This window comes from Pseudomonas izuensis, from assembly GCF_002356535.2.
GTDB lineage: Bacteria > Pseudomonadota > Gammaproteobacteria > Pseudomonadales > Pseudomonadaceae > Aquipseudomonas > Aquipseudomonas izuensis.
In genome coordinates this window covers 5,389,297-5,410,432 of record NZ_AP017423.2, presented here as the reverse complement: position 1 = coordinate 5,410,432, position 21,136 = coordinate 5,389,297, and the positions used below count along the sequence as shown (strand labels likewise).

Here is a 21,136-nt window from a genome sequence, read left to right as displayed (position 1 = left end):
AACATGGCAACTCTCGAATTACGCAACGTCAACAAGACCTACGGCGCCGGTTTGCCGGACACCCTGAAGAACATCGAACTGAAGATCGATGACGGGGAATTTTTGATCCTGGTCGGTCCGTCCGGTTGCGGCAAATCCACCTTGATGAATTGCATCGCGGGCCTGGAAACCATCAGCGGCGGCGCGATCCTGGTGGATGATGCCGACATCAGCGGCATGAGCCCGAAGGATCGCGACATCGCCATGGTGTTCCAGTCCTATGCGCTGTACCCCACCATGAGCGTGCGGGACAACATCGCCTTCGGCCTGAAGATTCGCAAAATGCCGACTGCCGACATCGACGAAGAAGTCGCTCGCGTCGCCAAGCTGTTGCAGATCGAACACCTGCTCAACCGCAAGCCCGGTCAACTTTCCGGTGGTCAGCAACAGCGGGTGGCGATGGGCCGTGCGTTGGCGCGGCGGCCGAAGATTTATCTGTTCGACGAACCGCTGTCCAACCTCGACGCCAAGCTGCGGGTCGAGATGCGTACCGAAATGAAACTGATGCACCAGCGCCTGAAAACCACCACGGTCTACGTGACCCACGACCAGATCGAAGCCATGACCCTGGGCGACAAGGTGGCGGTGATGAAGGACGGGATCATTCAGCAATTCGGCACGCCGAAAGATATCTACAACAACCCGGCCAACCTGTTCGTGGCGAGCTTCATCGGTTCGCCGCCGATGAATTTCATCCCGTTGCGTTTGCAGCGCAAGGACGGGCGCCTGCTGGCGTTGCTCGACAGCGGCCAGGCCCGTTGCGAATTGCCGCTGGGCATGCAGGACGCCGGTCTTGAAGACCGCGAAGTGATCCTTGGCATGCGTCCCGAACAGATTGTCCTGGCCAACGGCGAGGCGAACGGTTTGCCGACCATCCGCGCCGAAGTGCAGGTCACCGAACCGACCGGTCCCGACACACTGGTCTTCGTCAATCTCAACAACACCAAGGTCTGCTGCCGCCTCTCACCGGATGTTGCACCGGCGGTGGGCGAGACCCTGACCCTGCAATTCGATCCGGCGAAAGTGCTGCTGTTCGATGCCAAGACCGGTGAACGCCTGGGGGCTGCCGGCCTGCCGAAAGCCGAGAGCCACGCTGACAACGTCGCCCAATTCAAAGGCCGCTGAAGATCAAAAACTGTGGGTAATCCCCCTGTGGGAGCGAGCCGGCTCCGGGCGGCGCTCCGACGAATACGGTCTGACATTCAACATAGATGTCGTCTGACACACCGCCTTCGCGAGCAGGCTCGCTCCCACAAGGGGCATCTCCCAACTGATGTAACCGCGTTAGATAAAAACAGTTAATAACAATAAGACGAGGATGTAGGGATGAAGAAGAACAACAACGCTCAGCTTATCTGCCAGTTATCGGCCGTTGCGGCCATGATGCTGGCCGGTAGCGTGCACGCGGCTGATGCGTTTAGCGCCGACTCCGAATGGATGACCGGTGATTGGGGTGGTGAACGGACCCGGCTGATCGAGCAAGGTATCGACATCAAGATGGACTATGTCGGTGAAGTGGGCGCCAACCTTCACGGCGGTTTCAACAACGACAAGACTGCGCGTTACTCCGACCAGTTTGGCCTGGGCGCGGCGCTGGACCTGCAAAAACTGCTGGGCTGGGATAACACCCAGGCCAAGATCCAGCTCACCAACCGTAACGGTGAAAACATCTCCAATGACCGCGTCGGCGATCCGCGTGCCGGCACCTTGAGTTCCTCCCAGGAAGTCTTCGGCCGTGGCCACATGGTCCGACTGACCCAGCTGTGGATCAAGCACCAGTTCCTCGACGGCAAATTGGACGTCAAGGCCGGTTACTTCGGCGAAGGCGAAGACTTCAACACCTTCCCTTGCGAGTTCCAGAACCTGGCGTTCTGCGGTTCCCAGGTGGGTAACTGGGCGACCAACATCTGGTACAACTGGCCGGTCAGCCAGGCCGCGATCCGTGTGAAGTACAACATCTCGCCTGAGTTCTATGCGCAGATCGGCGCGTACAACCAGAACACCTCGCAACTGGAGCACGGTAACGGCTTCAAGCTCAGTGGCAGCGGGACCAATGGCACCGTCTTGCCGGTCGAGCTGGTGTGGTTGCCGAACCCTGGCAACCTGCCGGGCGAATACCGTGTCGGTTACTACAAAAGCACGTCCAACGCCGACGACGTTCGCAAAGACGACAACGGCAATGATGCGGCCACCACCGGCAACGCCTTTCGCAGCCACGACAGCAAGCACGGCTACTGGTTCGTTGCGCAGCAACAGCTGACCAGCCACAACGGTGACAAGTCCCGCGGTCTGAGCGTTGCCGCCAACGCCACTTTCCATGACAAGGACACCAACATCGTCGACAACTACCAGTCGCTGATGTTTGTGTACAAGGGCCCGTTCGATGCGCGTCCAAAAGATGACGTCGGCATTGGTTTCGCCCGTATCCATGTCAACGATGACGTGAAGAAAAACGCCGAGCTGACCAACGCTGCCAATGGTGTCACCGAGTACGAGGACCCACTGTTCTCCCCGTTGCGTGAGACCGAGTACAACTACGAGCTCAACTACGGCTTCCACGTGACCAACTGGCTGACCGTGCGTCCCAATCTGCAATACATCACTCACCCGGGCGGTGTGGATGAAGTGGATAACGCACTGGTCGCTGGCCTGAAAATTCAGTCGGTGTTCTGACGTTGTTGCGATAAGCTCCTCTCCATGTGCGCATTTTGCGGACAGCCATGGCTGTCCGCTTTTTTTTGGGGTGGCGCACCCAGGTAAAGATGATTTTCAGGACCGTGGCACATGCTTGAGCATCCGCTACAACGCTTCTTCAAATCCTTGCGCGAACGGCCGGTGTTTGCGTGGGAGCGCTATCAGAAGCGCGACGTGTTGGTGATCGATCATCCGCTGTGTCAGGCGGTGTTCAGTCGTCAGGGCGCGCAGTTGTTGCATTTCCAGCCCAAGGGCCAGAAACCCTGGTTGTGGTGCGCGGCGAAGTGGCCGCAGGTCGGGGCCATTCGCGGTGGCGTGCCGGTGTGCTGGCCTTGGTATGGCCGCCATCCAAGCGAGAATGCCTGGCCTTCCCACGGCTGGGCACGTTTGCTCGACTGGAAGCTGATCGACAGCAGCAGTGAAAACGACGGCGTGCGCCTGCACTGGCAACTTCAGTTGTGCGACTGGCAAGTGGACCTGCACGCGCACCTCGGGGAGCGCATGGACCTGCGCTTGAGCACCGAGCATCACGACAGCCTTCCCTGCCAATTGAGTCAGGCGTTGCACGCTTACTGGCGTATTGGTGACGTCGGCGAGGTAGCGCTGTCTGGACTCGACGGCGCGCAAGGTTACGACCAGTTGAACCGGCAGGTTTGTCAGCAGGAAGGTGAGTTGCGCGTCGATGGCGGCTGTCAGCGGGTGTTCCAGCATGACGGCGAGCTGCAGCTCAATGATCACGCCTGGCAGCGGGCGCTGTGCATCGATACCGGCGATGCGGCGGACACGGTGGTCTGGCACCCGGGCTCGCGGCCGTTGCTGGGCGTGAGCTGGAATGAGATATCGGAGTTCGTTTGCGTGGAGGCTGCGAGCGGCGGGACTGACAGTCTGTGCCTGAAGCCTGGGGAGCGGGCGCATTTGAGTTTGCAGGCGCGCGTGGGGGCCTGATTTTGCGGTGGCGCCGCTGACGCCATCGCGGGCAAGCCCGCTCCCACAGTAACCGCGGCGGTCACAGGTTTTGTGTTCGACGCAGACACTGTGGGAGCTGGCTTGCCAGCGAAGAGGCCCGCTCAGACAATGAAAATGCCGGATCAGTTGAACTCGTCACCCACCGGATACCGACTCGCATTCAAGCTCTCTTTGATCTTGCGCAAATGCGGCTGGAAATCCACGCCCCGACGCAAGGTCATGCCGGTCGCCAGTACGTCCAGCACGGTCAGCTGGATGATCCGCGAGGTCATCGGCATGTAGATGTCGGTGTCTTCCGGCAGCGGAATGTTCAGGCTCAAGGTACTGGCCTTGGCCAGGGGCGAGTTCTCTGCGGTCAAACCGAGCACCGATGCGCCGTTTTCCCGGGCGATGCGTGCCACTTCCACCAGTTCGCGGGTGCGGCCGGTGTAGGAAATGATCACGAACAGCTCGCCGGTGTGTGCCACCGAAGCAATCATGCGCTGCATCAGCACGTCGGCGTGGGCGGTCACGGCCAGGTTGAAACGGAAGAACTTGTGCTGCGCATCCAGGGCCACGGGGGCTGAGGCGCCGAGACCGAAGAAGTGGATCTGCCGGGCCTGGATCAACAGGTCGACGGCGCGGCTGATCAGGTTCGGGTCCAGTGCCTGGCAAGCGCTGTCCAGGGACGCGATGGCGCTGCCGAAGATTTTCTGGGTATAGGCTTCCGGATTGTCGTCGGCCTCCACCGCGCGGCTGACGTACGCCGCGCCGCTGGCCAGGCTCTGGGCCAATTGCAATTTGAGTTCGGGGTAGCCGCTGACGCCGAACGAACGGCAGAAACGGTTGACCGTCGGCTCACTGACCGACGCGGCCTGGGCGAGGGCGGCGATGCTGAACCGGGTGGCCTGCTGTGGGTTGAGCAGGATCACCTCGGCGACTTTGCGTTCGGCCTTGTTCAGCTCTTCAAGGCGATTCTGGATCTGCTCCAGGAGATTTCGCACGCGGTCCATATGGATTTCCTTGATTCACCTGCGCCGATAAGCGCACGGCTAATGCAAAAAGGGCCTTTGATGCGGCCCGTAACGGTGGCCTATCCTACTGATGGCTCCGACCGACCACCACTCGGAATCTGTATTTTGCGAAAATGTTGTGGTTATTACTACATTTTCCCTTGAGTGATGCCTTGAAAAAAGGTATTTGTAGCTTAACTTGATAAAAGAACAAACATCATGCCTTCGATTACGGTTGAACCGTGCACCTTTGCCTTGTTCGGCGCCCTCGGCGATCTGGCCTTGCGCAAGCTGTTTCCTGCCCTTTATCAACTCGATGGTGCCGGCCTGCTGCACGAGGACACGCGGATCATCGCGCTGGCCCGTGAGGCTGGCAGCGAGCAGGAGCATTTGGCATTCATTGCCTCCGAGCTGCGCCGCTATGTTGGTGCCAAAGAGCTGGACGAAGCCGTGGTCGAGCGCTTCCTTGCGCGGCTGAGCTACCTGCACGTCGATTTCCTCAAGGCCGAAGACTATGTGGCCCTGGCTGAGCTGGCCGGTAGCGCGCAACGGGTCATTGCCTATTTCGCCACGCCGGCAGCGGTGTACGGTGCGATCTGCGAGAACCTGGCGAAGGTCGGCCTGGCGGAAAACACCCGCGTGGTGCTGGAAAAGCCGATCGGTTCGGACCTGGAATCCTCGCGCAAGGTCAACGACGCCGTGGCGCAGTTCTTCCCGGAGAACCGCACGTATCGCATCGACCACTACCTGGGCAAGGAGACGGTGCAGAACCTGATTGCCCTGCGTTTCGCCAACAGCCTGTTCGAAACCCAGTGGAACCAGCACTACATCTCCCACGTGGAAATCACCGTGGCCGAGAAGGTCGGTATCGAGGGCCGCTGGGGCTACTTCGACAAGGCCGGCCAGCTGCGGGACATGATCCAGAATCACCTGCTGCAACTGCTCTGCCTGATCGCCATGGACCCGCCGGCCGATCTGTCCGCCGACAGCATCCGCGACGAGAAGGTCAAGGTCCTCAAGGCGCTGGCGCCGATCAGTCCGGAGGGCCTGACCACCCAGGTGGTGCGCGGCCAGTACATCGCCGGCCATAGCGAAGGCAAGGCGGTGCCGGGTTACCTGGAAGAGCCCAATTCCAACACCCAGAGCGACACCGAAACCTTCGTCGCCCTGCGTGCCGATATCCGCAACTGGCGTTGGGCGGGTGTGCCTTTCTATCTGCGCACCGGCAAGCGCATGCCGCAAAAGCTGTCGCAGATCGTCATCCATTTCAAGGAACCGTCGCATTACATCTTCGCTCCCGAGCAGCGCCTGCAAATCAGCAACAAACTGATTATCCGCCTGCAACCGGACGAAGGCATTTCCTTGCGCGTGATGACTAAAGATCAAGGCCTGGACAAGGGCATGCAACTGCGCAGCGGCCCGTTGCAGCTGAATTTTTCCGACACCTGGCGCAGCGCACGGATTCCCGATGCCTACGAGCGGTTGTTGCTGGAAGTGATGCGCGGCAATCAGAACCTGTTTGTCCGTAAAGATGAAATCGAAGCCGCGTGGAAGTGGTGTGACCAGTTGATCGCCGGGTGGAAAAAATCCGGTGATGCGCCCAAGCCTTACGCGGCAGGGTCCTGGGGACCGATGAGCTCCATTGCTCTGATCACGCGGGATGGGAGGTCGTGGTATGGCGATATCTGATTTGAAACTGCCCCGGGGCGTCAGCGCCCATTCGTTCAAGAGCTCCGTGCTCTTGGCCGAAGGCCTGGCACTGAACGTGGCCAAACAACTGAGCGAGGCTATCGACGCCCGGGGTACCGCGACCCTGGTGGTGTCCGGTGGTCGCAGCCCGGTGGCGTTTTTCCAGCACCTGGCCAAGCAGGCGCTGGACTGGTCGAACGTGGTGGTCAGCCTGGCGGACGAGCGCTGGGTGCCGGTGGAGCACGCCGACAGCAACGCCGGCCTGATCAAGAAATATCTGTTGCAAGGCCCGGCGGCCAAGGCGCAGTTCCTGAGCCTGTACAGCGCCAGCGCCAACCTGGAACAGGCGGCCGAACACGCCGACCGTTTGCTCGCCGAATTGCCGGCGATCGACGTGCTGGTGCTCGGCATGGGCGACGACGGTCATACCGCGTCGCTGTTTCCCGGCAGCCCGAACCTGGCCGAAGCCCTTCAGGCTGACGGCAGCCGTCGCTGCTACCCGATGCTGGCACCGACCGTGCCGCATCAGCGCCTGACCATGAGTCGTGCGCTGCTGGCTTCGGCCAAACATAAAATCCTGTCGATTTCCGGTCAGTCCAAGCTGACCACCCTGAGTTTCGCGCTGGCCGGTGACGATGTCGCCGAAATGCCGGTGCGCGCATTTCTGCAACCCACGTTAGAGATTTACTGGTGCCCATGAGCCAAGGAACAGCCGCTATGACAAACCCATCCCCGACCGTTTCCATGGCGGATAAAGTTGTCCTGATCGACAGCCTCTGCGCCAAGGCGCGAATCCTGCCGGTGATCACCATCGCCCGCGAGCAGGACGTCCTGCCGCTGGCCGATGCCCTCGCAGCCGGTGGCCTGACCGCCCTGGAAGTGACCCTGCGTTCGCAGTTCGGCCTCAAGGCCATCCAGATCCTGCGTGAACAGCGTCCGGAACTGGTGACCGGTGCCGGCACCGTGCTCGATCGCCACATGTTGGCCGCGGCCGAAGCGGCGGGCTCGCAGTTTATCGTCACTCCGGGCATCACCCGCGACCTGCTGGAAGCCAGCGTCGCCAGCCCGATTCCACTGTTGCCGGGCATCAGCAACGCCTCGGGCATCATGGAAGGCTACGGCCTGGGTTATCGCCGCTTCAAGCTGTTCCCGGCGGAAGTCAGCGGCGGCGTTGCGGCCATCAAGGCCCTGGGCGGCCCGTTCGGCGAGGTGAAATTCTGCCCGACCGGCGGCGTGGGACCTGCCAACATCAAGAGCTACATGGCGTTGAAAAACGTCATGTGCGTGGGCGGTAGCTGGATGCTTGATCCGGAGTGGATCAAGAACGGCGACTGGGCCCGCATTCAGGAATGCACCGCCGAGGCCTTGGCACTGCTGGACTGATCGCTTCACCCGACACGTAGTTGTGTGTTTTACGGCTTTAACGGTGCGCTTGGTCGGTGCACCGTTTTTTTTTGCCTGCGAAAAAATGCTTGGCGCGAATCCTTGTGGGAGCGAGCCTGCTCGCGAAGGCGGCGTAACACTCAACATTTGTGGTGGCTGACACACCGCTTTCGCGAGCAGGCTCGCTCCCACAGGTCAGCGCAGCTCCGTCAATGCAGTGACCAGGCGCTTCATGTGCTCAGCGGTGGTGGTCAACCCGGGCGTAATCCGGATGCACGGGCCGCACGCCGCACCACTGCGCACCACGGTGAACAGGTTGTACTCGCTGAGCAGCCGCTCGACCATCGCCTGTTGATCATCCTGCGCGGTAAAGCGCATCGACGTGATGCCGCAATACAGTCGCGGATCATCCGGTGTCAGGACTTCGATGCCCGGCAGTTCGCGTACCTCGCGCACCCACAGGTTGCGCAGGTAGTTCAGTCGCGATCCCTTGGCCGCAGCGCCGCCCATGGCGTGATGCTCTTCCAGCACCAGCGGCAAAGTCAGCAGGGCAGGGATGTTCGGTGTGCTGTAGGGCGTGCGGGCGCGAATGTCGGTGACCGGGAAATGCATTTCGCTCATGTCCGGGTCGATGTCGGCCAGGCGCTCGGGGGCGATGTAGATAAAACCCAAGGTCAGCGGCGCACCGATCCACTTGTGCAGGTTATAGGCAGCAAAGTCGATGCCCAGGTCAATGAGATTGAATTCGAACTGACCCAAGGCATGGGCGCCGTCGAGGATCACATCGATGCCATGCTCCCTGGCGGCAGCGGCAATGGCCTGCACCGGCATCACCAGGCCGGTGCGATGGGTGACGTGGGTCAGGGCCATCAGCTTGAGTCGAGGATAGCGGGCGAAGGTTTCACGGTAGGAAGCGAGCAAGCTGTCGAAGCTGGCGGGGTGCAGGTGTTCGATCTCGATCACCTCGACACCGCGATGTTTCGCCAGCCAGCGCATGGCGCCCTTGACGGTGTCGTACTCCAGATCGCAAATCAGTACCTGGTCCCCCGGTTGCAGGCGATTGTAGTTGCGAATCAGCGACTGCAAACCGTCCGACGCATTGCGGGTGAGGGCGACGGCCTGCGCGGGCACACCCATCAGCCCGGCCACTTGTGCTTGTATCTTGAGGCTTTCACCCTGTTCGAAACGCTGGCGGACATGAACCGAATTGCCGCGGTTGATCAGTTCAATGTTGCGCTGATACTCCTCGACCACGGTACGTGACATACGTCCGAAGTAACCGTTTTCCAGATTGATCGGTCCGAGTTGCAGGTCGTAGCGGTCGGCAAAGGTTTGCCAGAAGGCTTCGTCACGGGCGCGGCGGGTGTTATCGGGCATGGGGCTGCTCAATCAGGGGCGGGATGAGTGAATCAGTGGCGAGGCGCAGGTTTGCCATGTTTGGCGCGTAGCGGTTCGAGCAATTCCGATAAGCCGTTGTGATCGATTTCCTGCATCAGCGCCAGCAGGCCGCCCAATTCGCCATGGGGGAAACCTTCCCGGGCGAACCAGTTCAGGTACGGGCCCGGCAAGTCGGCAATGATTCGGCCTTTGTATTTGCCGAAGGGCATTTCACGGGTTACCAGCAGTTCGAGCTTTTCAGGGTTCATGACTCAGTCGTCTTGATTCAATGGTCGGGAAAATACAGGCATTCTGCATGCAGGCCAATTGACAGATCATGCAAAAAAAACGGATACAGATTTTTTGAATAAGTCTAAATGATTGATAAATAACGGTTAATTTTGCGGTCCGAAGCTGGCATGCAGGGTGCATCGTTTAATTGCATCTTTCATCAACCGCAAGGAATTGAAAAATGACCGATATGAATAAAGAAGCGATTTCTGTACTCAATGACCTGATTGAAACCAGCAAGGACGGTCAGGAAGGGTTCAAGACTTGCGCTGAAGACATCAAACACCCTGAACTCAAAACCCTGTTCGTGCAACGTTCCGCTGAATGTGCAAAGGCTGCCGCGGAACTGCAAAGTGCCGTGCGTTCGATGGGTGGCGATCCGGAAACGTCCACCAGTGTCAGCGGCGACATGCACCGTCGCTGGGTCGACGTTAAGTCGATGTTCACCGGCAAGGGCGAAGAGGCTGTGCTCAACGAAGCCGAGCGTGGTGAAGACCATGCACTGAAGGCTTATCGTGAAGCCATGGAAAAAATCAACAAGCACAACCTGGTGGGGATTCGTGACATCGTCGAGCGTCAGTATCACGGTGTGCAACGTAACCACGATCAGGTAAAAGCCCTGCGTAACCAGGCGCGTGCACGTTCATAAGCCTCGCCAGTAACAACTGTGGGAGCGAGCCTGCTCGCGAAAGCGGAGTGTCAGTCGACATCAATATTGACTGACACGGCCCCTTCGCGAGCAGGCTCGCTCCTACATTTTGATGTGCGGCGAATCAGCCGATGCTGATCGCCGGCAACTCGGTCAAGGTCACCGATTGCTGCTTGCGCGGCGCCAGGATTTCCGCCTCGCCATCCACCACCAGCTCATCGCGCTGGTTGAACACGCGAGTGGCAATGCGCACGCGGAATTTCGGCAGTTTTTCCAGGATTTCCAGACGCACGGTCAGGGTGTCGCCAATTTTCACCGGCTTCTGGAAGCTCATCTGCTGACCAATGTAGATAGTGCCCGGCCCTGGCAGTTCGCAGGCCACTGCCGCACTGATCAGCGCACCGCTGAACATGCCGTGGGCGATACGTTCCTTGAACATGGTGCTGGCGGCGTATTCGGCATCCAGGTGCACCGGGTTGTGATCGCCCGACATCGCGGCGAACAGCTGAATATCGCGCTCTTCGACCGTCTTGCTGAAACTGGCGGTCTGGCCGATTTCGAGGGCTTCGTAGGGGGTGTTGGTAACCTGGGTCATCTGTCTCGATTCCTGTGACGAATAAAAAGATTCACAAAAAAACTATTCGGTTCGGTGTGGCCGGGGATTGCTCAGTGTCTGGTTGATCCAGGCCAGCACATCGGCGATCACTTCATCGCGGTTGGTTTCATTGAACAATTCGTGCCGAGCCTGTGGGTAAATGGTCAGTTGCAGGCTCTGGCTGCCGGCCTCGCGCAAGGCGCCGGCCAGATCTTTCAGACGCTTGCCTTCGCTCACCGGATCACATTCGCCGCCGATCACCAGCAACGGCAGGCCCGGGTCGATCTGGGCGAGATTGGACGCTTTGCTGATTTGCTGCAACCCGCCGAGCAAATCGATCCACAACTGATTGGTGCAACGGAAACCGCAAAGCGGGTCGTTGGCGTACAGGTCGACTTCGGCCGGATCGCGACTGAGCCAGTCAAACTGGGTGCGTATCGGTTTGAATGGCTTATTGAATGAGCCGAACGTCAGCCACTCGATCAGCGCGCTGCGTCCCTTGGGGCCCTGGCGCAGACGTTCGAAACGGGCAATCTGGCGGGCAGCGCGATAAAGCGCCACGGGCTGGAAGTTCGAGCCGCTGAGAATGGCGCCGTGCAGGCTGGCGCTGTGATGCAACAGATACCCCTGGGCGATGTAGCTGCCCATGCTGTGGCCCAGTAACACGATCGGTGTGGCGGGATGCTGTTGGCCGATGTGCTGGTTGAGGCACGCCAGATCACCCACCACTTTGGCCCAACCGTCATTGTCGGCGAAATGGCCGAGTGTCCCGTTTTCGGCAGTTTTGCCATGTCCGCGCAGATCCGGGGCGTACACGCCGTAGCCCTGGGCACAGAGCTTTTCTGCCAGGCGCCCGTAGCGAGCGCTGTGTTCCGCCATGCCGTGAGCCAACAGGATCACGGCCCGGGGTTTGTCTGCGGGCAGCCACTGGTTGACGAAGAGACGGCTGCGGTCGCTGGTGGTCAGCCAGAATGTATCGTGGATCATCGCGATTCCTTTGTCGGGACATAGAGCTTGCCGCTTGCAGCTAAAAGCTTGCCGCTCAAGGTTATAGCGCATCCTTCACCGGACGCCTGATCAGGCCGCGTCGCGGCAGCAAGATTCACAAAATCAATGACACACATCCGCATATTTGCCTGATTCGACATAGCTGCTAGTGTCCGTGAAGCTCCGCTTTTCGCTTTCTGCTTTTTGAGCAACAAGAAAGAGAAATGACAGAAAAGCGGCCCGGATAGGCTCAGGTAAAGAGGACAAGAACAATGCAACCTGATTTCTGGAATGACAAGCGCCCGGCCGGCGTGCCCCTGGACATTGACGTCGCTGAGTACAAGTCGGTTATCGAGGTGTTCGAACGTTCCTGCAAGAAATTTGCTGATCGCCCGGCGTTCAGCAACATGGGTGTCACCCTGACCTACGCCGAACTGGAACGCTACAGCGCAGCGTTCGCCGGTTATCTGCAAGCTCACACCGACCTGGTGCCGGGTGATCGCATCGCGGTGCAGATGCCAAACGTCCTGCAATACCCGATCGCCGTGTTCGGCGCCTTGCGCGCCGGGCTGATCGTGGTCAATACCAACCCGCTATATACCGCGCGGGAGATGCGTCATCAGTTCAAGGATTCCGGTGCCCGGGCGCTGGTGTACCTGAACATGTTCGGGCAGAAAGTCCAGGAAGTGCTGGCCGACACCGACATCCAATACCTGGTCGAAGCGAAGATGGGCGACCTGATGCCCACCGCCAAGGGGTGGCTGGTCAACACGCTGCTGAGCAAGGTCAAGAAAATGGTTCCGGCCTATGCCTTGCCCCAGGCTATTTCCTTCAAAAGTGCGCTGCGCCTGGGCAAAGGCCAGCCCATCAAGCCGCTGAAGGTTGGCCTCAATGACATCGCCGTCTTGCAGTACACCGGCGGCACCACCGGCCTGGCCAAGGGTGCGATGCTGACCCACGGCAACCTGGTGGCCAACATGCAGCAAGCACGGGCCTGCCTCAGTCAGTTTACCAATGACGGCCAGTCGCTGCTGCGCGAAGGGCAGGAGGTGATGATCGCGCCGCTGCCGCTGTACCACATCTATGCGTTCACGGCCAATTGCATGTGCATGATGGTAACCGGCAACCACAACGTGCTGATCACCAATCCGCGGGACATCGGTGGCTTTATCAAGGAGCTGAAAAACTGGCGGTTCTCGGCGTTGCTGGGGCTTAACACGCTGTTCGTGGCCCTGATGGACCATCCGGATTTCAAGACCCTGGACTTCTCCAGCCTCAAGCTCACCAACTCCGGCGGCACCGCGCTGGTCAAGGCCACCGCCGAGCGCTGGGAGCAGTTGACCGGTTGCCGCATCACCGAAGGCTACGGCCTGACCGAAACCTCGCCGGTGGCTTGCACCAACCCCTATGGCGATCAATCGCGCATCGGCACGGTCGGCCTGCCGGTGCCGGGGACCACGCTCAAGGTGATCAACGACGAGGGCGTCGAACAACCGCTGGGCGAGCGTGGCGAACTGTGCATCAAAGGCCCGCAGATCATGAAGGGCTACTGGCAGAAACCCGAGGCGACCAACGAAGTACTGGACGCCGAGGGCTGGTTCAAGTCTGGCGACATTGCGGTGATCGACCCGGACGGTTTCGTGCGCATTGTCGATCGCAAGAAAGACATGATCATCGTCTCGGGTTTCAACGTGTACCCGAACGAAATCGAGGACGTGGTCATGGCTCACCCGAAAGTCGCCAACTGCGCGGTGATCGGTGTGCCCGACGAACGTTCGGGGGAGGCGGTGAAGTTATTCGTGGTGGCCCGTGAAGCGGGGGTCAGCCTTGAAGAGCTCAAGGCCTACTGCAAGGAAAACTTCACGGCGTACAAAGTGCCCAAGCACATTGTCTTGCGTGAGTCGTTGCCGATGACGCCGGTGGGCAAGATTCTGCGGCGGGAGTTGCGCGATATCGCCTGATCGGTGAATGGCCGCGCTTCGCGCGTTCGCGAGCAGGCTCGCTCCCACAAGGATTTCGGTGATCCTGTGGGAGCGAGCCTGCTCGCGATTTTTTTTGGAGGCCCCGATTTACGGGGCTTTCAGCGACATATAGGTTTTTTACTCTAAAATGACTGATTGCCATTCTTGAGTCATAAATGTGACCGTAGAGGCCGCTTTTGGCTCTAGGCGACCCTATTCAAAGCTGCTACTCTCGGCGCGCTTTGTGACTTCTCGGCCTAGTAAAAAGCCAGACTCACCTATAGACAAACACCAATAATAATCGCATCAAATGCGGTGTTGAATTCGCGTTGCTGAGGAGTGGGCTTCCATGAACGAAGACTTTTGGAAGGATAAGTACCCAGCTGGAATTGCTGCCGACATCAATCCAGACGAGTACCCGAATATTCAGGCAGTGTTGAAGCAATCCTGCCAACGCTTCGCCAACAAACCGGCTTTCAGCAACCTGGGCAAGACAATCACCTACGGTGAACTGTACGAATTGTCCGGTGCCTTTGCCGCGTACCTGCAACAGCATACCGATTTGCAACCGGGCGATCGAATCGCCGTGCAATTACCCAACGTGCTGCAGTACCCGGTCGCCGTCTTCGGGGCCATCCGCGCCGGGCTGATCGTGGTCAATACCAACCCGCTGTACACCGCACGGGAGATGGAGCACCAGTTCAACGATTCCGGTGCCAAGGCCCTGGTCTGCCTGGCGAACATGGCGCACCTGGCCGAGGCCGTCGTGCCGAAAACCGGGGTCAAGCACGTCATCGTCACCGAAGTCGCGGACCTGCTGCCGCCGCTCAAGCGGTTGCTGGTCAACAGCGTGATCAAGTACGTGAAGAAGATGGTGCCGGCGTATCACTTGCCAAAAGCCGTCAAGTTCAACGACGTATTGAGCAAGGGCCACGGTCAGCCAGTGGCCGAAGCCAACCCGGCCAGCAGCGATGTCGCGGTCCTGCAATACACTGGCGGCACCACCGGCGTGGCCAAGGGCGCCATGCTGACCCACCGCAACCTGGTGGCGAACATGCTGCAGTGCAAGGCACTGATGGGCTCCAACCTCAATGAGGGCTGCGAGATCCTGATCACGCCGCTGCCGCTGTACCACATCTATGCCTTCACCTTTCATTGCATGGCGATGATGCTGATCGGCAACCACAACATCCTGATCAGCAACCCGCGCGATTTGCCGGCGATGGTCAAGGAACTGTCGAAGTGGAAGTTCAGCGGTTTTGTCGGTCTCAACACCCTGTTCGTGGCCCTGTGCAACAACGAAGGCTTCCGCAAGCTGGATTTCTCGGCGATGAAAGTCACCTTGTCCGGCGGCATGGCCCTGCAACTGGCGGCGGCAGAGCGCTGGAAAGCGGTCACCGGTTGTGCCATTTGCGAAGGCTACGGCATGACTGAAACCAGCCCGGTAGCCACCGTCAATCCGATCCAGAACATTCAGGTCGGCACCATTGGCATTCCGGTTCCATCGACCCTGTGCAAAGTCATCAGTGATTCTGGCGCTGAACAGCCCATGGGCGAAATCGGCGAACTGTGTGTGAAAGGTCCGCAAGTGATGAAGGGCTACTGGCAGCGCCAGGAAGCCACCGATGAAATCCTCGACAGCGAAGGCTGGTTGAAGACCGGTGACATCGCGCTGATCCAGCCGGATGGCTACATGCGCATCGTCGATCGCAAGAAAGACATGATCCTGGTCTCCGGTTTCAACGTGTACCCGAACGAGCTGGAAGACGTGCTGGCAACCCTGCCAGGCGTGCTGCAATGCGCGGCCATCGGCGTGCCGGACGAGAAGTCGGGCGAGGCGATCAAGATTTTCATCGTCGCCAAACCGGGCGTGACCCTGACCAAGGAACAGGTGATGGCGCACATGCGCGCCAACGTCACCGGTTACAAGGTCCCACGCTCCGTAGAGTTCCGCGATGCACTGCCGACCACCAACGTCGGCAAGATCCTGCGTCGGGAATTGCGCGATGAAGAACTGAAGAAGATCAACGCGAAGAAAGCGACTGTGTGATCAAAAAAAGCCCCGCAGATGCGGGGCTTTTTGTTGGTCGGCTGGCAACACCGATCCTCTGTAGGAGCGAGCCTGCTCGCGAAATAGGCCCAGACAACACGGACATCCAGGCAGTCCGCGTCATCGTTGACGTCCATCGCGAGCAGGCTCGCTCCTACATGCGAAACGGCGCGAAATTGACGTTGGTGCCCGCCGGGCGCATGTCCTGCAGGTACGAGTCCTTGTCGGCGCTCAGTTCCAGGCTCAGGGCCGCCTTGCGCTTGCCCTGGTTACGCACCACCAGGCCTTCGAGCTTCTCGCGCAGGAACACTGTCGGCACTTTCAGGTGCAGCAGTTCGTCCGTATCGGGGGTATGCATCAGCAGGTGAATCCACTCGTACTGACCAACGGCCAGGCGCGACACCGGGATGTCGAACCACCAGATGTTGCGGTTGCGGTTCAGTTCGGTGAAGTGGCAGTTGTTGACGCCAAGCACAGCACCGCCGAGTTCCTGATTTCTGCGGGCAATGGCCTGCTTTTTATCGAGTTTCATAACATTCCTACGGGATTGGATCTTCAGCGCCAGGGCCTGAATACGTTGCGCATTCTCGGGGGTTGCCGGGCAAACATAAAGCCCAACCTGCATTGAACGATGAAATGTCCTGGTGAAAATAAATGAAACTCCGTGCAAACGCCCCCGGTCAACCTCATGTAACGACTTTTCTCATTGAATTGTTCACAGGAGAAACACCATGGGTAGCACAAGCGATAAAGTAAAAGGCATGGCCAACGAAGCCGCTGGCAACGTCAAGCAAGGCGTTGGCAAGGCCACCAATAACCCCAATCTGCAAGCTGAAGGCAAGGCTCAGGAAAGGAAAGGCGAGGCCCAGCAAGCCATCGGCAAAGCCAAGGACGCGATCAAGAAAGGTGTCGATAAAGCGTGATACGGCCTTCAAGGAGCGGAAGAAACGGCCATCCACGGATGGCCGTTTTTGTGTCAGCCTGAACTAGATCGACGAAATTGTTTCAAAGTCGCCAGGTAGGCTACTTTGATGAAAGAAAACGGCCCCTGAGACGCACCAATTCCACCCATCCTGTAATGCGGCGAATGGAGACGCGAATGATTTTCCCGGACATGAGAGGCCTGCCTTTGCACCGTGTGATGATGCGCACGGTCACCGAGTTCGTCGATGACGAGATGTCGACCTATGCCTCGGCGCTGGCCTATCAAATGCTGTTTTCACTGTTTCCTTTCATTCTGTTCCTGATCGCCCTGATCGGCTTCCTGCATTTGCCCGACTTCTTTTCCTGGTTGCGCCTGCAGTCGGAACTGGTGCTGCCGCCCCAGGCGCTGGAGCAGGTGAACCCGGTGATCGACCAGCTCCAGCAATCCAAGGGCGGATTGTTGTCCGTGGGTATCGTGATTGCCTTGTGGACGGCTTCGGCCGGTGTGCGCTTGATGATGAGTGCGATGAACGCCGCCTACGATGTGGTTGAAGGCCGGCCGGCGTGGAAACGTTTTCCGCTGTCGATCATCTACACCGTCGGCATCGCCGGCATGCTGTTGGTCGCCGCCGCGCTGATGGTGCTGGGGCCGCAGGTGATGAACTGGATCGCCGCGCAAGTCGGTCTTGAATACTTCATCGTCACGCTGTGGAACATCGCGCGCTGGCCGGTGATCGTGATTTTGCTGATGGTCGCCGTGGCGCTGATCTATTACGTCATGCCCGACGTCAAACAGGAGTTTCGCTTCATCACGCCGGGTTCGGTGCTGTCAGTGGTGGTGTGGATCATCGCGTCCCTGGGCTTCGGTCTGTACGTCAAGGAATTCGCCAACTACAACGCCATGTATGGCAGTATCGGCGCGATCATCGTGCTGTTGCTGTACTTCTATATATCCGCCGCGGTGCTGCTGCTCGGGGCCGAGATGAATGCGGTGATCGAACACATGTCGCGCGAAGGTAAAGACCCTGGCGAAAAAGTCGCCGGTGAGCACGGTCCCGTCCACGAAGAAAAACACCATGTTTCCGGGCTGGGCCGGGATCACTCCGTGAAGCCACCCACTGACGAAGTCATCAAATGATCCGTGAAATTCTGAAAATGGGCGATGAGCGCCTGCTGCGCATCGCGCCACCGGTGCCGGCTGACATGTTCGACAGCCCCGAGTTGTGGCAACTGATCGACGACATGTTCCAGACCATGGAAAGTGTTGGCGGGGTCGGCCTGGCCGCGCCGCAGATCGGCGTCGACCTGCAACTGGTGATCTTCGGTTTCGAGCACAGCGAGCGTTACCCGGACGCGGAAGCCGTGCCGCAGACGATTCTGATCAATCCCTTGATCACGCCGCTGAGCCCGATTATGGAAGAGGGGTTCGAAGGTTGCCTGTCGGTGCCTGGCATGCGTGGCGCGGTGGATCGCTATCAACAGATCCGCTATGAAGGTTTCGACCCCAAGGGCGAACCCATCGTGCGCATCGCCTCCGGGTTCCATGCGCGGGTGGTACAGCATGAATGCGATCACCTGATCGGTCGCTTGTACCCGTCGCGCATTACCGACTTCAGCAAGTTCGGGTTCACCGAAGTGATGTTCCCGGACCTTGATCCGAATGCGGATGACTGAACTCACCACAAAACCCCTGTGGGAGCGAGCCTGCTCGCGAAGGCGATATGTCAGTCAATATTGATGTCGACTGACACTCCGCTTTCGCGAGCAGGCTCGCTCCCACATTTGAGTTCCGGGGAAGATCACACATTATCGGCGGTGGACCTGACTAACGGTTCCAGGCCCATGGCGATCATCGGCTTACTGCGAGCATAACGGCTCAAGCGCTCGACCATGGCGTAGGGCATCGGCGGGTCGAAGGTAAACCCACGGCGCTCATAAAACCCACGCAAGTCCGGATGGCAGAACAACCACACCGGCAGCTCAAGTCCTTTCACCGCCTCAGCGATCAAGGCAGCGGCGACACCTTGCTCGCGACAAGCCGGATCGACAAACAAACCCGTCAGCCAATGCCCACCCGACACCGGGCGCAAACACAGCGCCGCGATGATCTCGTCACGCCTTGCGACCCACAGTTGCGCGTCGCGCACCGCTTTCATCGACGATTGGTGGGCACGATAGAACTTGTTCATCAACGGCCAGAGGGGCTCATCGAGTTGGGCGTAATGGGTGCTGTGCATAGGACTAAACTGTTGGAGGGCAAGCGCGCGATTATAAAAGAACGCGCACGCCGGGATAGGTGTATACCTGATCTCACATCCCTCGCGAGTGGAGTACGCATCATGTCTAAAGGTATGGAATCAAAAAAAGAGCTGAAGAAAAAACCGGCGAAAACCGCCATTGAAAAACGTGCCGACAAAAAGGCCAAGAAGTTGAACGTATTCGGGCATTGATCCTGCTCCGATGGACCGCTCCCACGCTCTGCATGGGAGCGGTCATTTGAAAATAATCTGCAAGAAATCCCAGTGTCGTTGCACAGAAGGGGACTGGTCCCCGATCCGAGCAACGCCATGTCCCATTACTTCGATAACGCCCACCGAGAAGACATCGAAACCCTGCGCCAGCGCCTGACCGCCCGCACCGAGTGGCCGACCTGGTTGCTGTTGATCGGCGTGTACGGCGCCTGGTTCGCCATCGTTCTGAACAGCCATTCATTGGGTCTTTGGTGGTGCACCCTGTTGCTGATTCCCGTGGTGGTGCTCTGGCTGTCGGTGCAGCACGAACTGCTGCACGGTCATCCGACCCGCTGGCCGGCGCTGAACAAGGTCCTCGGCTATGCGCCGTTCGCCGTGTGGTATCCCTATACGCTGTATCGCGACAGCCATTTGCTGCATCACCGCGACGAAGACCTGACCATCCCGGGCCGCGATCCGGAAAGCCGCTACTTGAGCAGCGAACAGTGGCAGGGCAGTTCGCTGTTCGAACGAGGCCTGCACTGGCTGAACAAAACCGTGCTCGGCCGCTTCGTGCTCGGTGCGCCGCTGGCGTTGCTGGGGCTGGCTCGGGAGGAGCTGCATCGACTCAAGACCGGTGAGCGCCAGGCCTGGCTGATGTGGCTCAGCCATGGTGCGCTGACATGGCTGATGCTGCTGTTCATTGCGCACTACAGCGTATTGCCGGTGTGGCATTACCTGTTGCTGGTCAGTGTACCGGCGCTGTCGGTTGCAATGGTTCGCTCCTACTATGAACATCGCCCGCACACGGCGCCGGAGCAGCGCACCGTGATCAACGAAGCGGCGTGGCCCTGGCGCTGGCTGTTCCTCAACCTCAATCTGCACCTGGTGCATCACGATTTGCCGGGGTTGCCCTGGTACGACTTGCCACGGGCCTACCGCGCGCGTCGCGAGCAATGGCTGGCGCGCAGCGGCGGGTTTCTGGTGCGGGGGTATGGGCAGTTGTGGCGGGAGAATGGGGTGAAGGCGATCGACAGCCCACGGCATCCGTTTCATTGATCTAAAGCCACCACTACTAACCCTGTGGGAGCGGGCTTGCCCGCGATAGCGATCAATCAGTCGCCAGATGTGTTGGATGTGAAATAGTAATCGCGGGCAAGCCCGCTCCCACAGGGTACTTCGTTGCATGGGACGAATCTGATGGCTCAAAAAATCGCCGAATTGCTGATGTATGTCGCCCCTGAACCCATTCGCCAGGCCAACGAGCGCTGGCTGACGCGCATCCTCGAGCGACTCGGCGCCACCCGCCGCGACGCTGAGGGTCTGTCGTTGATGGACCTTTGGCGGTCACCGCAGTTACTCCTGACGCAAACCTGCGGTTATCCGTTGATGACCGCGCTGCGCGGCCAGGTCCGGATCCTCGGGCGTCCACGCTACGAACTGCCGGACAGCAGCGACGGCAACCATTGCAGTCTGTTACTCAGTCGCGCCGACAATCCACGGCGAACCTTGCCGGACTTTCATGGCAGCCGTGGCGTGATCAATGGTGAAGACTCCAACAGCGGCATGAACCTGTTGCGCCATCGACTGGCGCCGTTGCATCGGGACGGGCAGTTTTTTGCCTGCGTCGGTATCAGTGGCAGCCACCGCGAAAGCCTGCGTTGGTTGCGCGAAGACCTTGCCGACCTGGCGGCCATCGACAGCGTGACCTACGCGTATCTGGCACGTTACGCCGCCGAGGAGGTGGCCGGGTTACGGGGTGTCGCTCGCAGTGCTTTGAGCCCGACGTTGCCGTACATCACCGCTGCGGGTGTCAGTGATGAACAGATTGAAGAAATTCGGGAGGTGATGAATCAGGCGTTGGGCGATTTGCCGGAGGTGGCAGAGGTGCTTGGTTTGCGGGAAGTATTGCCGGCCAGTGAAAGCGACTACCACGTTATTCTCGATTACCAGCAGGAAGCGCAAGCGTTGGGGTACGGGCGGGTGCGATAAGGTTTGAGGGTGGTGTCGACAGATCCCTTTTCGCGAGCAGGCTCGCTCCCACAGGTGTTCTGTGGACCTGTGGGAGCGAGCCTGCTCGCGAAAGCAA

Annotated in this window: 21 protein-coding genes; 14 read left to right on the top strand and 7 right to left on the bottom strand. The window is 59.2% G+C overall.

The features are described from left to right. The first annotated feature begins 3 nt into the window (after positions 1 to 3). The 3 genes from LAB08_RS24085 (at position 4) to LAB08_RS24075 (ending at position 3,678) form a co-directional block, all read left to right on the top strand. A complete protein-coding gene (locus LAB08_RS24085; RefSeq protein ID WP_096509371.1) occupies positions 4 to 1,164 on the top strand; it encodes an ABC transporter ATP-binding protein in 1,161 nt (386 codons plus the stop codon). Between the two features lie 201 nt (positions 1,165 to 1,365). Continuing rightward, positions 1,366 to 2,712, top strand: coding sequence for a carbohydrate porin (locus LAB08_RS24080; RefSeq protein ID WP_096509372.1), 1,347 nt, complete (start codon positions 1,366 to 1,368; stop codon positions 2,710 to 2,712). A gap of 111 nt (positions 2,713 to 2,823) precedes the next feature. Beyond that, the gene (locus LAB08_RS24075; protein ID WP_096509373.1) at positions 2,824 to 3,678 is read left to right on the top strand and encodes a D-hexose-6-phosphate mutarotase; all 855 of its coding nucleotides are present in this window, start codon (positions 2,824 to 2,826) and stop codon (positions 3,676 to 3,678) included. Between the two features lie 143 nt (positions 3,679 to 3,821). Here the strand turns inward: LAB08_RS24075 and LAB08_RS24070 are convergent, their stop codons facing one another. Further along, the gene (locus tag LAB08_RS24070) at positions 3,822 to 4,682 is read right to left on the bottom strand and encodes a MurR/RpiR family transcriptional regulator (protein WP_170948639.1); all 861 of its coding nucleotides are present in this window, start codon (positions 4,680 to 4,682) and stop codon (positions 3,822 to 3,824) included. A 228-nt stretch (positions 4,683 to 4,910) separates the two neighbouring features. Here LAB08_RS24070 and zwf point away from each other — a divergent pair, with 228 nt between their 5' ends. Genes zwf through LAB08_RS24055 form a run of 3 tightly spaced genes read left to right on the top strand, consistent with a single transcriptional unit; the run spans position 4,911 to position 7,763 of the window. Beyond that, a complete protein-coding gene (zwf, locus tag LAB08_RS24065; protein WP_096509374.1) occupies positions 4,911 to 6,380 on the top strand; it encodes a glucose-6-phosphate dehydrogenase in 1,470 nt (489 codons plus the stop codon). Then, positions 6,367 to 7,080, top strand: coding sequence for a 6-phosphogluconolactonase (gene pgl / locus LAB08_RS24060; protein WP_096509375.1), 714 nt, complete (start codon positions 6,367 to 6,369; stop codon positions 7,078 to 7,080). The genes zwf and pgl overlap by 14 nt, the downstream gene beginning before the upstream one ends. A gap of 17 nt (positions 7,081 to 7,097) precedes the next feature. After that, complete coding sequence (locus tag LAB08_RS24055; RefSeq protein ID WP_096509376.1) at positions 7,098 to 7,763, top strand: bifunctional 4-hydroxy-2-oxoglutarate aldolase/2-dehydro-3-deoxy-phosphogluconate aldolase; 666 nt, start codon at positions 7,098 to 7,100, stop codon at positions 7,761 to 7,763. 195 nt (positions 7,764 to 7,958) lie between these two features. On the opposite strand, the gene LAB08_RS24050 is transcribed toward LAB08_RS24055, so the two are convergent. Together LAB08_RS24050 and LAB08_RS24045 are read right to left on the bottom strand one after the other, a co-directional pair. Further along, positions 7,959 to 9,140, bottom strand: a complete 1,182-nt coding sequence (locus tag LAB08_RS24050; protein WP_096509377.1) for an aminotransferase class V-fold PLP-dependent enzyme — start codon at positions 9,138 to 9,140, stop codon at positions 7,959 to 7,961. Positions 9,141 to 9,172: 32 nt separating this feature from the next. Continuing rightward, positions 9,173 to 9,409: a DUF3820 family protein gene (locus LAB08_RS24045; RefSeq protein ID WP_096509378.1), complete on the bottom strand. Its 237-nt coding sequence runs from the start codon at positions 9,407 to 9,409 to the stop codon at positions 9,173 to 9,175. A gap of 203 nt (positions 9,410 to 9,612) precedes the next feature. Here LAB08_RS24045 and LAB08_RS24040 point away from each other — a divergent pair, with 203 nt between their 5' ends. Continuing rightward, positions 9,613 to 10,080: a ferritin-like domain-containing protein gene (locus LAB08_RS24040; protein WP_096509379.1), complete on the top strand. Its 468-nt coding sequence runs from the start codon at positions 9,613 to 9,615 to the stop codon at positions 10,078 to 10,080. Between the two features lie 124 nt (positions 10,081 to 10,204). On the opposite strand, the gene LAB08_RS24035 is transcribed toward LAB08_RS24040, so the two are convergent. Together LAB08_RS24035 and LAB08_RS24030 are read right to left on the bottom strand one after the other, a co-directional pair. Further along, complete coding sequence (locus tag LAB08_RS24035) at positions 10,205 to 10,675, bottom strand: MaoC family dehydratase (protein ID WP_096509380.1); 471 nt, start codon at positions 10,673 to 10,675, stop codon at positions 10,205 to 10,207. Positions 10,676 to 10,717: 42 nt separating this feature from the next. Next, the gene (locus tag LAB08_RS24030) at positions 10,718 to 11,662 is read right to left on the bottom strand and encodes an alpha/beta hydrolase (RefSeq protein WP_096509381.1); all 945 of its coding nucleotides are present in this window, start codon (positions 11,660 to 11,662) and stop codon (positions 10,718 to 10,720) included. 272 nt (positions 11,663 to 11,934) lie between these two features. Between LAB08_RS24030 and fadD2 the strand changes: the two genes are divergently transcribed. Together fadD2 and fadD1 are read left to right on the top strand one after the other, a co-directional pair. Then, the gene (gene fadD2 / locus LAB08_RS24025) at positions 11,935 to 13,623 is read left to right on the top strand and encodes a long-chain-fatty-acid--CoA ligase FadD2 (RefSeq protein WP_096509382.1); all 1,689 of its coding nucleotides are present in this window, start codon (positions 11,935 to 11,937) and stop codon (positions 13,621 to 13,623) included. A 349-nt stretch (positions 13,624 to 13,972) separates the two neighbouring features. Next, positions 13,973 to 15,673 (top strand): long-chain-fatty-acid--CoA ligase FadD1, encoded by a 1,701-nt coding sequence (gene fadD1, locus LAB08_RS24020; protein ID WP_096509383.1) that lies wholly within the window; start codon positions 13,973 to 13,975, stop codon positions 15,671 to 15,673. A gap of 154 nt (positions 15,674 to 15,827) precedes the next feature. Here fadD1 and LAB08_RS24015 read toward each other — a convergent pair whose 3' ends face one another. After that, positions 15,828 to 16,205 (bottom strand): hypothetical protein, encoded by a 378-nt coding sequence (locus LAB08_RS24015; RefSeq protein ID WP_096509384.1) that lies wholly within the window; start codon positions 16,203 to 16,205, stop codon positions 15,828 to 15,830. Between the two features lie 199 nt (positions 16,206 to 16,404). On the opposite strand from LAB08_RS24015, the gene LAB08_RS24010 reads away from it, so the two are divergent. The 3 genes from LAB08_RS24010 to def all read left to right on the top strand — a co-directional run bounded on the left by LAB08_RS24010 (position 16,405) and on the right by def (position 18,271). Next, a complete protein-coding gene (locus tag LAB08_RS24010) occupies positions 16,405 to 16,596 on the top strand; it encodes a CsbD family protein (protein WP_096509385.1) in 192 nt (63 codons plus the stop codon). A gap of 176 nt (positions 16,597 to 16,772) precedes the next feature. Further along, on the top strand, positions 16,773 to 17,735 hold the full coding sequence (locus LAB08_RS24005) for a YihY/virulence factor BrkB family protein (RefSeq protein WP_096509386.1): 963 nt from the start codon (positions 16,773 to 16,775) through the stop codon (positions 17,733 to 17,735). Continuing rightward, the gene (def, locus tag LAB08_RS24000; protein WP_096509387.1) at positions 17,732 to 18,271 is read left to right on the top strand and encodes a peptide deformylase; all 540 of its coding nucleotides are present in this window, start codon (positions 17,732 to 17,734) and stop codon (positions 18,269 to 18,271) included. Before LAB08_RS24005 ends, def begins: the two co-directional genes overlap by 4 nt. A 125-nt stretch (positions 18,272 to 18,396) precedes the next feature. On the opposite strand, the gene LAB08_RS23995 is transcribed toward def, so the two are convergent. After that, a complete protein-coding gene (locus tag LAB08_RS23995; RefSeq protein ID WP_096509388.1) occupies positions 18,397 to 18,834 on the bottom strand; it encodes a GNAT family N-acetyltransferase in 438 nt (145 codons plus the stop codon). Positions 18,835 to 19,164: 330 nt separating this feature from the next. Between LAB08_RS23995 and LAB08_RS23990 the strand changes: the two genes are divergently transcribed. Both LAB08_RS23990 and LAB08_RS23985 read left to right on the top strand, forming a co-directional pair. Then, a complete protein-coding gene (locus LAB08_RS23990; RefSeq protein ID WP_096509389.1) occupies positions 19,165 to 20,106 on the top strand; it encodes a fatty acid desaturase in 942 nt (313 codons plus the stop codon). A gap of 141 nt (positions 20,107 to 20,247) precedes the next feature. Beyond that, entirely contained in the window at positions 20,248 to 21,039 is a 792-nt protein-coding gene (locus tag LAB08_RS23985; protein WP_096509390.1) for a phosphate/phosphite/phosphonate ABC transporter substrate-binding protein, read from the top strand. Positions 21,040 to 21,136 lie beyond the last annotated feature (97 nt).

Excerpts from the sequence above, each read along its gene's own strand:
- LAB08_RS24085 (WP_096509371.1), top strand. The coding sequence starts at position 4 with ATGGCAACTCTCGAATTACGCAACGTCAACAAGACCTACGGCGCCGGT.
- LAB08_RS24080 (WP_096509372.1), top strand. The coding sequence starts at position 1,366 with ATGAAGAAGAACAACAACGCTCAGCTTATCTGCCAGTTATCGGCCGTT.
- LAB08_RS24075 (WP_096509373.1), top strand. The coding sequence starts at position 2,824 with ATGCTTGAGCATCCGCTACAACGCTTCTTCAAATCCTTGCGCGAACGG.
- zwf (WP_096509374.1), top strand. The coding sequence starts at position 4,911 with ATGCCTTCGATTACGGTTGAACCGTGCACCTTTGCCTTGTTCGGCGCC.
- pgl (WP_096509375.1), top strand. The coding sequence starts at position 6,367 with ATGGCGATATCTGATTTGAAACTGCCCCGGGGCGTCAGCGCCCATTCG.
- LAB08_RS24055 (WP_096509376.1), top strand. The coding sequence starts at position 7,098 with ATGACAAACCCATCCCCGACCGTTTCCATGGCGGATAAAGTTGTCCTG.
- LAB08_RS24050 (WP_096509377.1), bottom strand. The coding sequence starts at position 9,140 with ATGCCCGATAACACCCGCCGCGCCCGTGACGAAGCCTTCTGGCAAACC.
- LAB08_RS24045 (WP_096509378.1), bottom strand. The coding sequence starts at position 9,409 with ATGAACCCTGAAAAGCTCGAACTGCTGGTAACCCGTGAAATGCCCTTC.
- LAB08_RS24040 (WP_096509379.1), top strand. The coding sequence starts at position 9,613 with ATGACCGATATGAATAAAGAAGCGATTTCTGTACTCAATGACCTGATT.
- LAB08_RS24035 (WP_096509380.1), bottom strand. The coding sequence starts at position 10,675 with ATGACCCAGGTTACCAACACCCCCTACGAAGCCCTCGAAATCGGCCAG.
- LAB08_RS24030 (WP_096509381.1), bottom strand. The coding sequence starts at position 11,662 with ATGATCCACGATACATTCTGGCTGACCACCAGCGACCGCAGCCGTCTC.
- fadD2 (WP_096509382.1), top strand. The coding sequence starts at position 11,935 with ATGCAACCTGATTTCTGGAATGACAAGCGCCCGGCCGGCGTGCCCCTG.
- fadD1 (WP_096509383.1), top strand. The coding sequence starts at position 13,973 with ATGAACGAAGACTTTTGGAAGGATAAGTACCCAGCTGGAATTGCTGCC.
- LAB08_RS24015 (WP_096509384.1), bottom strand. The coding sequence starts at position 16,205 with ATGAAACTCGATAAAAAGCAGGCCATTGCCCGCAGAAATCAGGAACTC.
- LAB08_RS24010 (WP_096509385.1), top strand. The coding sequence starts at position 16,405 with ATGGGTAGCACAAGCGATAAAGTAAAAGGCATGGCCAACGAAGCCGCT.
- LAB08_RS24005 (WP_096509386.1), top strand. The coding sequence starts at position 16,773 with ATGATTTTCCCGGACATGAGAGGCCTGCCTTTGCACCGTGTGATGATG.
- def (WP_096509387.1), top strand. The coding sequence starts at position 17,732 with ATGATCCGTGAAATTCTGAAAATGGGCGATGAGCGCCTGCTGCGCATC.
- LAB08_RS23995 (WP_096509388.1), bottom strand. The coding sequence starts at position 18,834 with ATGCACAGCACCCATTACGCCCAACTCGATGAGCCCCTCTGGCCGTTG.
- LAB08_RS23990 (WP_096509389.1), top strand. The coding sequence starts at position 19,165 with ATGTCCCATTACTTCGATAACGCCCACCGAGAAGACATCGAAACCCTG.
- LAB08_RS23985 (WP_096509390.1), top strand. The coding sequence starts at position 20,248 with ATGGCTCAAAAAATCGCCGAATTGCTGATGTATGTCGCCCCTGAACCC.